The sequence below is a fragment of the Rhizobium sp. CG4 genome (genome assembly GCF_023701965.1).
GTDB lineage: Bacteria > Pseudomonadota > Alphaproteobacteria > Rhizobiales > Rhizobiaceae > Agrobacterium.
In genome coordinates this window covers 52,841-64,548 of sequence record NZ_JABAEG010000012.1, presented here as the reverse complement: position 1 = coordinate 64,548, position 11,708 = coordinate 52,841, and the positions used below count along the sequence as shown (strand labels likewise).

Below are 11,708 nucleotides of genomic sequence, written 5' to 3'. Positions count from 1 at the left end.
GGCAGCACAATGAGACTTTTGCGCGCCAGTGAACACAAAACAATGCCATGGAAAAATGGCCTCGGCGTCACCCATGAGGTGGCGCTGGAACCGTCTACCGTGGATGGCGCGCAATTCCTGTGGCGGGTCAGCCTCGCCACGATCAAGGGTTCAGGCCCTTTCTCCGTGTTTCCTGGTATCGACCGGTCCATCGTCGCGCTGAAAGGCAATACTGTACAATTGATCGTTGACGGAAACCCAAGCACGAAACTTGTAGCGCTTGGGACGCCTTTCAATTTCTTGGGAGAGGCTATTGTCGAGGCCGTCAATGATGGCGGGGAAACAACTGATCTCAACATCATGACGCTGCGCGATCACGCGACCCATGTGATGAAACGTCTGGATTTGGCGACCGTCAAAACGGTCACCGGCAAGCATGATGTTACAATCATCGTTTTTACCGAGCGAGCCCAGTGCGTTATCGAAGATCGGCCGTTGCAAGCCGGCGCGTTTGATACTCTCGTCGATATAGGTTTCGATGAATCGGTACATTTCACTGCAGAAAACACCGCAGTGGCCTACCTCATCGGAATCGACTTTAAACAACCTCGCTCCATGTGAGTTTTGGCAGCCTGTTGGATCTCCCGTCAATTGAAACCTATTGCGACAGCGCCGACCTGTGGCCGAAGACCGAGAGCGATATAACCGTTAAGCCATGTTGTCCTGCGGGCCGGCGTTGCATGAACGATTGCGGTGACAATAGAAGCATTTGCTCCGACCATGCCGAGCTTTTGGCGCGGACGCGACGTCGCTTCGTTGTCGTCCCGAGACGGTTCTCATCAGGAGGCAAAGAGCGGCTTGGGTGGATACCCAAAGGCACGTCAAGCTGGCATCTGTAGGCCGTTGATCACCGGCCAAGGGCACGGGTAAATTGGGCAAACCGTAAACCAACCTTGGTCGGCACCCGGCTTTCGAGGATGCATATCAGAAAGCTACTAAGGCTTGTTGCTATCGTTCTGGTGCGCTGATGATGAGTGATGATTTCAGCAAAATACGCGCTCGTCGTCGTTCTAGAAGGAAGCGGTCATGATCCGGGGCGTAGCCGGTCCCGCCCCGCTATGCGGCCACTTCTCTAATCGGCGAGCTGAGGTCATACGCTTCTTCGCCTATCCTCTAGCTGACGGGAGTCGAATATCGTCAAAAGTTGGCCCAAGACGCTCATCTCAAAACCTTTGACCAGAGAGGATTGGGCCGATTTGAGTCGACAACTTCCCAGCCAATTGACGGCCGTCTAATTGATTATTTGATTGTCGATCGACTGCCTGAGCTTGCGCACGTCGCGTACAGGCGGAGCTCCGAAGTGCCGCAGATACTCGCGGCTGAATTGCGAGGCGCTTTCATAGCCGACCGCATAGGCGACATCGGAGGCGCTACGGTCGCCAGCGAGCAGCAATTGACGTGCTTCCTGAAGGCGTAGCTGCTTCTGATACTGGATCGGGCTCAGTCCCGTCAGCGCAACGAAGTGGCGGTGAAGGCTGGCGCGGCTCATGCCGGCGGCTTCGCACAGCGCCTCGATCCGCAGCCGCCTATTGCCGTGGTCTCGAATCCATTCGACCGCGCGGCGGATGCCGCCGATCGCGCCTTCCGGGCGGGCGATGTGGCGCAACAGTCGCCCCTGCGGGCCTTGCAGGAGACGATAGAGCAATTCGCGTTCGGCCATCGGCGCGAGCACCGGGATGTCCGCCGGCGTGTCGAGCAACGCCAGCAGTCGTAGCAGCGTATCGCGCAGCGGGGGCGTCATCGGATTGATCGCAATGCCGCTGCCTGGTGATTCCGCGTCACGCACCGCCGGCATCGTCGATGCGACCTCGGCGAGAAGAGCCGGATCAAGGACCAGCGAAACCGACACGTAAGGGCTGCCGTTGTCAGCGTCATGGATCTGTCCGCTCAAAGGCAGATCGAGTGCGCTAACCAGATATTGAGACGCGTCGTAACGCAGCAGGTCGTCATGGATAACCACCTCTTTCGATCCCTGCAGAATAAAGCAGATCATCGAGCGGTAGAGACACGGCGAGGTTCCTGAGGTTGCCTGTCCTACGCCGATTTCCAAGCGCGGGATTGGCGTCAAGGTCATTCCGGTCCGGCCATGGCGGAATGCGAGATCGCGATGCGGCTGTAGGTTATCGGTCATGCCTAGGACTATGACACCAATCTTCACGCATGCAAAGCGCTTGAGACAATCAGGCAAACAATTGAGAGCATTAGGCGGGGTATCGGACACAGCGATCGCCTATTCCACTGGCAGCGAACGCGACGCCTCAGCGGCGTGCCGTCCGGAAAATCCAAATCACAAGGAACGTAGCCATGTCACAGAAGATTGCACTCATTACCGGCGCCAGCCGCGGCCTCGGTCGCAGCATGGCGCTGCACCTCGCCCGTCGCGGTGTCGGCATCGTCGGCACCTATCGCCAAGGCGCCGCGGAAGCCGATGCTCTGGCAAGCGAGATCGAAGCGCTGGGCGGCACAGCGGCGATGCTCGCGCTCGACGTCACCAAGGTGGCAAGCTTTCCGGTCTTTGCCGCATCCTTCGCCGAGACGCTCCGGAACCGCTTCGACAGCGACCGGTTCGACTATCTGGTCAACAACGCCGGTGCGGTCGTCCACGTGCAGGTCGCTGACGCCAGCGAGGAACAGTTCGACATGATGATCGACATGCACCTGCGTGGACCGATGTTCCTGACGCAGGCGTTGCTACCGTTCATCGCTGACGGCGGACGCATCCTCAACGTGTCGACGGGCTTCACCCGCACGTCGATGGCCAGCTTCGGCGTTTATGCGGCGGCCAAGGCGGGGCTCGAGACGCTGACCCGGTTCATGGCGCTGGAACTCGGCGCGCGGCAGATCCGCGTCAACGCCATCGCGCCCGGTGCCATCGCCACCGATTTCGGCGGTGGCCGGGTCCGCGACGACGAACAGGCTCATGCCTTCGTCGCGAGCAAGATCGCGCTTGGCCGCGTCGGTCAGCCCGACGATATCGGTGGCGCGGTCGCGGCGATCCTGTCCGACGATTTCGGCTGGGCCAACGGCACGACATTCGACGTGTCGGGCGGCCAGTCGCTCTGATCTATAGTGCATCGAGACACCATCATGACCGAGCAAAACCTCACTCTTGTCAGCCACCCGCTGTGCCCATTCGTCCAGCGTGCCGCGATCGTCCTCCTCGAAAAGGGGGTGGCGTTTGACCGGGTCAACATCGATCTATCCGCCAAGCCCGACTGGTTTCTGGCCCTGTCGCCGACCGGCAAGGTACCGGTGCTGAAGGTGCGCCAACTGAGCGGCAAAGACGCAATCCTTTTCGAAAGCGTGGTCATCTGCGAATATCTGAACGAGACGCAGGGCGGCGCGGCGATGTATCCCGACGATGCGTTGCTGCGCGCTCGACATCGCGCGTGGATCGAATTCGCCACCCAGACCTTTACGGAGGGCTGGCAGTTCCTCCACGCCAAGGACATGGCGACCGCCGACGTCCGGCGAGCCGCCTTCCGCGATCGGCTGAGCAAGATCGAGGCCGAACTGGGCGACGGCCCTTATTTCGGCGGAGCAGAATTTGGTCTGGTCGATGCGGTCTACGCGCCTCTGTTCCGCTATTTCGGGATCCTCAATCGCCAACTGGTGGACCCGATCTTTGCTGGTCTGCCCCGTGTGACGGCGTGGCGCGTGGCACTTGCCGAGCGATCCAGCGTCAAGGACGCCGTTATCGACACCTATCCCGACCTGTTTCGCCACCACCTGCGTCAGCATGGCGCGTTGATCGCGGCTCAACAACCAGAATCCCAAGAATTAATAGCATGACCGACCCCTCCAATAGCGCGCGCAACACGCTTTCCCTTGAGTTTCGCGATGAATGGAAACCCCGGCGCACATCCTTGAGCAATGGGATGCAAAGTTTTCAAGCAGTGGGATCCGATAGACGAGAATAAAATGCTGTTGTCGTCTGCGGCTGTGCCTGTATCGGTTCCAACCGTCAAAATTGAAGAGCAACCGAAGCACGTTCACGCCGTTGAAAAAACAGGCCAAATCCGGCTATTTTAGTCTTTGTTATTACAGTTTGGATATCGTTTCGGTATAAATAGGGATATCTATTTTTAGAGGTTTTCAGATGGGCCCACTCTATATCAAAGACGAAGCTGAAAAAGAACAACGGGATTGTCAACAACATCTCTCGTCCTGACATGGGCGCGCAGGTCCGTAAAATTGCACAAACATTGCATTCTTATGGAACATAAGGACGACAGTTGCGTTCACGCGCTGTTGGATTGGGCTCAACTTCAGGAAAATGTATGACTGCTACGAACCCGGATTGCGGGCGTCTCTTCCGCGACCTTGACTGGGCCTTGACGCCCCTTGGGCCGATGGAGGAGTGGGGCGTCGAACTGAAGACCCTGACAAACGTCATGCTCGGTTCGCTCCAGCCAATGCTTATGGTGTGGGGCCCATCCCAGATCACGCTTTATAACGACGGCTACGCGGCAATGTGTGGAAACCGCCATCCACATGCCTTTGGGAAGCCTTTCCGTGATTTGTGGCACGATATTTGGGATCAGGTGGATCCGATTATCACCGCGGCTTACAACGGACATGGCACGGCTATGGACGATATCCAGTTCACCATGCATCGCAACGGCTATCCTGAGGAAACCCACTTCGCCTTCAGCTACACGCCCGTGCGAGATCCGTGGGGAACAGTGTTGGGTATGTTCTGCGCCTGCAACGAAATAACTGCCCAGGTAGCGATGGCCCGAAAGGAACGCACGCAGCGCGAACGCTTCATGCAGGTATTCGAGCTTAATCCGGGCGGTATTGCCATGCTTGTCGGTCCGGATCACACCTTCGATTATGCGAACGAGCAATATTACGCGATGATCGGCGTTGGACGCGAGATCATCGGCAAGACGGTGGCCGAGGCGGTTAGCGAGGTTGTTCGGCAAGGATTTATCAAAATACTCGATGATGTCTATTTTACCGGAGAGCCGTTCATCGCGAAGAACCTCCCGGTTGAGCTCAACCGTGGCCCTGAAGGAGAGATGCAGACCCGTCTGATTGATCTCGTCTACCAACCGATGAGGGGTGAAAACGGCTCAGTGACTGGAATTCTGGTGCAGGCTCAGGACGTTACTCAACTCCGCGCTGAGGAAGAGCGCCAGACGCTTCTTTCACATGAGCTTGGTCACCGGCTGAAAAACCAGCTTGCTATGGTTCAGGCTATTGCCTCACAGACGCTGAGGACAGCCCCAGATATCGCGACAGCGCGAAAGAGATTGTCGGACCGGATCTCAGTGTTGAGCGATGCTCACGACGTAATCTTGGAGGGTGGACGCGGTTCTTCCACAGTCCGGCAGTTGGTTGGTCAGATGACTGCGCTGCACGACGACGTCGCCAAGCCTCGCATCTCGACATCGGGTCCAGACCTGCGGATTGGCTCGCGACCGTCTCTGTCGCTCTCGCTTATACTGCACGAATTGGCCACCAATGCCGTAAAGCATGGTGCTCTGTCATTAGCCACTGGACGGATCGATCTTAAATGGCGTGTCGGGGGACTTCAGAGGGATCGTTTCGAATTGGAATGGATTGAGAGCGGAGTGCCGTGCATTGTTGCACCAGCGTCCAACGGCTCTGGCATGCGTCTCATCTCGGCCGGTTTAAACGGCACATCCGACAGTTCGGTCAACATAGAATATGGTCCCGAAGGCATTCGCTGCTTCATCACTGCTGACCTTGAAACATTTCAGAAAGAACATTGAATGAAGTCCAACCGCTTGCTTGTCGTGGAAGACGATGGATTGATCAGAATGGATCTCGTCGACATGCTGGTTGACGCTGGCTATCAAGTGCTTGAAGCAGCTAATGCTGATCAAGCACTTGAGGTTCTGGAGCGTGAGCCTGCCATTTCTGCGCTGCTGACCGATATCGACATGCCTGGCTCAATCAATGGTCTTCGTCTGGCTCACCGTGTCAAAGAGCAACGGCCGCATTGCAAGATTGTCGTTATCTCCGGCCGCTACAGTCCATCTCAAGGCATTCTCCCCAATGAAGCGCTTTACCTTTCGAAGCCGATTTCTGGAATCGAGTTGGAAACCGCACTGATCCAGATGAATATCAAACCTTGAAAAATTGCCGGCTCGCGGCGTGCTATTAACGATATTGCGTGAACGCTCAGCAGTCGCGAAAAGCTGAAGGGCTGCAGCGCGGTTCACATTGGTACACCGAACAGTTCTGTCGGTCACGTGTCGGAACCGTGGTCCGTTCAGCGTTTTCGCCGAATTCACATTGCCGACTATTCCTGACATAGCGGTCGTAAAGCGTCATGTTTTTCACACGCGTGGATGGGTAGCGAAGTATGGCCGCGCCCTCCTGGTCAATCGTTCGCTGAACCGCAGAACATGTCATGCTCGGCGTGTCATAGCGGGATATAGCAAAAGCTGGAGAAGCTGCGAGTGCGGCAAATACGATCACAAATGGTGGTTTGAACATGTGCGGACCTCGCGTCGTTCTCCGACCAACCCACTGCGTTGAGCGACTGGAGTTCCACTGCTTCACGTTCGTGCGATCAGGCCAGACCTTCAAAAACTTAATCCCGACTGGCCGGGCTGTAGCGGATACTGCCAGTGCGCAACGGTTCACTTTATGGCATCACGGAGGTGATCATGGGCCTGTATACTCTTGAACGGAATCGAACCGGAGATCCTGCAAACGCCGCGCGATATTTCCGGCGGCTGGCCTCCATTATTTTCCGATCGTCTCGGAATTTATTCCTTAGCGGAGAAGGTCCTTCGCAAGACAAACATGACTGATCCCATTCGATTGTCGATTAGGAAGGCGCGATCTAGTTCGCAGCCGAATTCAGTGCCGACCTAAGATACCGGGTTGCGAGAAGATTACCTCTCGCTTGCGCCAACGACAAAGCGGCATCGCAATAAGCCTTGAAGGGATCGGACCCGTCCAGGAACACTGCCTCAGTCTTCTCAATCACAATGCCGGAAAAAAACGACGGCATGCCCTCTTCGTTGCGAAGGCAGCAACCGATTAGCACAATGTCGCGGCGAGTATTGTCACAATATGTGGCGTAGCTAAGCGTACACCGCTGGCCAGACGATATTGCAAAACGAAGGCCTCTAGCTACCTGTGGCTGATCGTTTGTAGCGATCCGTGATAGTACATCTTCAACACCAACGCCCGATGATAGATCTTCCAAACTCAACGCATGTAAAGCACCAAACACGCTGTCCCCGTGAAACAAATTTCCTGAAACGAACCATGTGAAAAATCCCATCTCCGGGATCACTAGTCGAACTTTTTCCTCCTTACGAGCTCCACCAGCAGGAATTTCATTCAGCAATCCTCTACTGACATCCAAGGTTACCCTGACGTCGGTTAAGAGCCCTGCAATTTCTGAAGCAAGAACTTTAGCACGCTCCGCTTGTTGCATCTGACAAAGCTCCTTGGTGGCATTTGTAAATATAAGCAAATTAGTATAGGCTTTTTTATGCAATTTAAAAGAGTGTGGCTGAAGCTGAATTATTCCACCCGATCCAATGATAGGAAATGCTGGTGAGTCACGATTTCAAATTCGATGCTGAGAAAGCTGCAGATTTACTTAGTGTTCTAGCCAATACACGTCGCTTGGAAATTCTTGGGCTGATCATGGGGCAAGAATGGAGCGTATCGGCACTTGCAAATGAGGTGAAAGTCAGCCAATCCGCATTGTCTCAACATCTCAGTAGATTCCGACAAGCCAATTTGGTCGACGTCAGGAGAGACGCTCAGACTATCTATTACTCATGCTCATCGGAAGCGATTGCGAAAATGTTGGCCACGCTCGATGAAATTTCCTACAGCAATTCGCCTGACGCCAAAACAGTTGCCTAGCTTAGATCGCTCGACAGCTATAGTGTCACGTCGAGACAGGCCGTTTTTTAGTCGGCAGCGTGACAAATGATGATGGCGAACACGATATGACGGATTACTTGGGCCATGTGTCGTCCACGAACCATGAACTCCTACCGGTATGCGCCATCGGTGCATCGGCAGGTGGGGGTGGCGTTTTACAAAGTTTGTTTCGACAGATCCCCGTCGACCTGGGCTTAGCTTATGTCGTTATTCTTCATCTCTCACCTGACGAGCCCAGCGCCCTTAGCGAAATTTTGTCGGTTTGCACGCCCATGCCGGTATACGAGATTGGCGATTATACTACGCTCAATGCAAACTGTGTGTACGTCATCCCGCCAGACCATGAAGTTGTCATCAATGGAGATGGGATAGAGGCTCGTCGTTTCAGCGAACCCAGAGCCAAGCGCGCGCCGATCGACATATTCTTTCGCTCCGTTGCGGCAGCTCGCGGTGATGGTGTTGCAATCGTTTTGTCTGGTGCGGGTGCAGATGGTGCCTTGGGAGTAAAAGCGGTCAAAGAAGCTGGCGGCGTTATAATGGTGCAGGAACCCTCGGAAGCCAGCTTTCCTGATATGCCAGCAAATGCGATCGCAACAGGTGCGGCAGACTTTGTGGCTCCAATATCTCGCCTTGCCGAGTATCTAATAGAAGTTGCCCGCAGCAAGGATGCTGTACGATCACTCGATATGGCCGGATCTGCCAACGACCTTCGCCGTATCGTGGCATTACTACGTTCTAGAGTTGGTCATGATTTCTCCGCATACAAGCGCGCCACCGTGATGCGCCGTGTCGTCCGGCGCATGCAGGTTTGTCGGATGAAAAGTCTGGCGGACTATGCCGACCATCTGACAACCACTCCAGAAGAAGCCCAGAACCTTTTTTCGGATCTTCTAATTTCCGTCACTATGTTTTTTCGAGATGAGTACGCTTTCAAGGCTTTGGCCGTTCAGGCGATACGGCCTATAATCAGTGATTACGATGCCGAAAGCGCAGACAGCATTAGGGTGTGGGTCGTCGGTTGTGCTACCGGCGAAGAGGCCTACAGTGTTGCAATTCTGCTGCAAGAAGAAATGGCCTTGCAGCACATTAAGATTCCATTGCAGATTTTCGCAACCGATCTTGATGACGCGGCACTCGCAGTGGCCAGAGAAGGACGCTATCCACGCGCCATCGAAGCTGATGTTTCGCAGGAGAGGCTTGCAAAGTTCTTCATCGATGAAGGTACCCACTTTCGCGTCCGGAAAGAACTGCGTGACACCGTCTTATTTGCAAAACATAGCGTCCTAAAAGAGCCGCCCTTCATGCGGCTCGACCTGATCACCTGTCGAAATTTGCTGATCTACCTCGAGCGTGCGCTTCAGGCACAAGTTTGCTCACTGTTTCAATACGGTTTGCGAACAGGGCGATATCTTTTCCTCGGGTCAGCAGAAACAGTTGATGTAGCCGCGGACCTCTTTGCGAGTATTGACAGACAGGCTCGCATCTATGCTTCTCGCCCGCAAAGTGGTCATCTACTACCAATTCTTCCGCAGTTTGCCGCTCCGGAACAACCCGCAAATTACGTTCGACCCACTTCACTCGTTACGGAACGGGCATCGATCCCGGCGGCCGTCCATGTAGCTGCATTGGAGCAACACGCACCGGCCAGCGCGCTAGTTGACGACGCTCAAAACATTTTGCATTTGTCGCCAACGGCAGGTCGCTTTATTCTCCACTCCGCGGGGCCTGTCTCGAAGTCTTTGACATCTGTTGTGAGACCCGAGTTGCGTCTCGATCTCGGAATTGCGCTTGCTAGGGCGTTCGAGATGGGGCAGCCCAGCGTCACGCTTCCAAGCGTGGTCAGTTTCGATCAAGGAAAGAGGCGGGTTTCTTTGCAAGTAACGCCGCTTCCGAGCGAAGGTAAGGTATCTCAGGTTCTCGTATTTTTTATGGATGGCGGGATCGTTGTCGACAACGACGAACTTGAGAACGCGTCTGACACTCGGCCAGGAGAAGTGCGGCGCGTCTACGCCGAATTAAAGGCCTCGCAAGAGGCACTCATGATGAGCCGCAACGGCCATGAGGCCTTGGTTCAGGAACTCCGCGCAGCAAACGAAGAGCTCCAATCAATGAACGAGGAATATCGGTCGACGGCCGAGGAACTCGAAACGTCCAAGGAAGAGCTGCAATCCATTAACGAGGAACTGCACACGGTCAATGCCGAGTTGAAGAGCAAACTCGACAGCATTTCAGCCGCCCATAGCGACTTGCAAAATCTTTCAGCAGCTACCGAGATAGGCACTCTGTTTCTCGACCCCGACCTACGCATCCGCATGTTTACGGCTCCTGTGGCCGAGCTTTTCAACGTCACGCGGCATGACATTGGTCGTGCCATTACAGACTTTACTCACCAACTTGACTATGACGCGATGGATAAGGACGCACGCAAGGTTCTTAAGGACCTGATTCCCATAGAGCGTGAGGTAACAAGTCGGCAAGGTCGAGAATTCACTATGCGGCTACGGCCCTATAGAACAGTAGAAGACCGCATCGATGGCACAGTGGTTACCTTTGTGGACGTCTCGGAGCGGGCACGAATAGAAGCGGCCTTGAGAGCATCCGAAGACCGGCTCCGTCAATTTGGCGAGGCATCCCAAGACATTCTTTGGATCCGCGATGCAAAAACGTTTCAATGGTCCTACCTCACCCCTGCATTCGAAGCAATCTACGGACTTGACCGGGAAGCGGCGCTACGCGGAGACAATATGGTCGGCTGGCTTGAACTGATCTTGGCTGAAGACCGTGATGCCGTCGCAGGATACTTACAAAGGGTTCGAAACGGCGAATGGGTCACGTTTGAGTATCGCATACGTCGACCCGAAGACGGTGAAATTCGATGGCTGAGGAACACAGACTTTCCTATTAAAGACAATCGAGGGGAAGTCATCCACGTTGGTGGCATCGTCCACGATATTACTGAAATCAAACATGTTGAACAAGAACTAGCCCGCGCGGAGATACGCCAACGTGCGCTCTTGGAGGGTATTCCACAGTTGGTATGGCGCGCTGGCGACGGTGGAAATTTAACGTGGTCTGGCCCACAGTGGACAGCATATACGGGACAGGCGGAAAAAGAGAGCCATGGTATGGGCTGGCTGGAACCGGTGCATCCAGACGACCGTGACACTGCGCATATGAACTGGTCGAAAGCTGGAGAAACGGGTGGATTCGAGGTTGAGTATCGGATTCGACAAGCGAGTACGAACGAGTATCGCTGGTTTCACACACGCGCCACTCCTGTCCGCGACGAGAAGGGGAACATTATCGAATGGCTGGGAACATCGACCGACGTTGACGATCTGCGCAGACTGCAGGCACGGCAAGAGGCGCTTGTCGCCGAGCTTCGGAATAAAGCTGCCCCTTAAATGCCGCTAAAGGTCATCGCCTATAAAGGGCAATTGAAACGGTGCTTTAGCAGATGTGTTGCCCGTGTCCGCCTTGAACGGATTTGAACCCGAGACCCGGTTTTCGCTGAAGTGATCTGTTTGAAAGCACTCAGTGCCGGACTTTGACTGTATGGAATGACCAATATCGGGCCACAACGGCCCGTCCGGTCTTGGAGGCCGGGATGAAATAGCTGCATAGAGCGCGGGCGAGCCCTATGACCGCGTCCGAGCCATTGTCGCCATTCCAATCTCCTGGTCGGGTTCTCGGCAGCCGACGTTCCTGTCCGGCGCACCGTCAGCGTTATCGGGCCGGAGACGGACTGTCGGTTCTACCGCCATCAGATCTCCTACGCAGGT

Annotated in this window: 9 protein-coding genes; 7 read left to right on the top strand and 2 right to left on the bottom strand. The window is 55.0% G+C overall.

Features of this window, described 5'->3' with window-relative positions:
* Positions 1-9: 9 nt before the first annotated feature.
* Entirely contained in the window at positions 10-600 is a 591-nt protein-coding gene (locus HGO37_RS24690) for a HutD/Ves family protein (RefSeq protein WP_250985682.1), read from the top strand.
* Positions 601-1,270: 670 nt separating this feature from the next.
* Here HGO37_RS24690 and HGO37_RS24685 read toward each other — a convergent pair.
* Positions 1,271-2,170 (bottom strand): AraC family transcriptional regulator, encoded by a 900-nt coding sequence (locus HGO37_RS24685; RefSeq protein ID WP_250985681.1) that lies wholly within the window; start codon positions 2,168-2,170, stop codon positions 1,271-1,273.
* A 173-nt stretch (positions 2,171-2,343) separates the two neighbouring features.
* On the opposite strand from HGO37_RS24685, the gene HGO37_RS24680 reads away from it, so the two are divergent.
* From HGO37_RS24680 to HGO37_RS24665, 4 genes are all read left to right on the top strand, one after another.
* A complete protein-coding gene (locus HGO37_RS24680; protein ID WP_250985680.1) occupies positions 2,344-3,102 on the top strand; it encodes an SDR family NAD(P)-dependent oxidoreductase in 759 nt (252 codons plus the stop codon).
* A 24-nt stretch (positions 3,103-3,126) separates the two neighbouring features.
* Complete coding sequence (locus HGO37_RS24675) at positions 3,127-3,831, top strand: glutathione S-transferase family protein (protein ID WP_250985679.1); 705 nt, start codon at positions 3,127-3,129, stop codon at positions 3,829-3,831.
* A gap of 488 nt (positions 3,832-4,319) precedes the next feature.
* Positions 4,320-5,780 (top strand): PAS domain-containing HWE histidine kinase family protein, encoded by a 1,461-nt coding sequence (locus HGO37_RS24670; protein ID WP_250985678.1) that lies wholly within the window; start codon positions 4,320-4,322, stop codon positions 5,778-5,780.
* The gene (locus tag HGO37_RS24665; RefSeq protein ID WP_250985677.1) at positions 5,781-6,146 is read left to right on the top strand and encodes a response regulator; all 366 of its coding nucleotides are present in this window, start codon (positions 5,781-5,783) and stop codon (positions 6,144-6,146) included.
* A gap of 716 nt (positions 6,147-6,862) precedes the next feature.
* Here HGO37_RS24665 and HGO37_RS24660 read toward each other — a convergent pair.
* The gene (locus tag HGO37_RS24660; RefSeq protein WP_250985676.1) at positions 6,863-7,465 is read right to left on the bottom strand and encodes a hypothetical protein; all 603 of its coding nucleotides are present in this window, start codon (positions 7,463-7,465) and stop codon (positions 6,863-6,865) included.
* A gap of 122 nt (positions 7,466-7,587) precedes the next feature.
* Between HGO37_RS24660 and HGO37_RS24655 the strand changes: the two genes are divergently transcribed.
* Entirely contained in the window at positions 7,588-7,905 is a 318-nt protein-coding gene (locus HGO37_RS24655) for an ArsR/SmtB family transcription factor (RefSeq protein WP_250985675.1), read from the top strand.
* A 59-nt stretch (positions 7,906-7,964) separates the two neighbouring features.
* Entirely contained in the window at positions 7,965-11,330 is a 3,366-nt protein-coding gene (locus HGO37_RS24650) for a chemotaxis protein CheB (RefSeq protein ID WP_250985674.1), read from the top strand.
* The last annotated feature ends 378 nt before the right edge of the window (positions 11,331-11,708 follow it).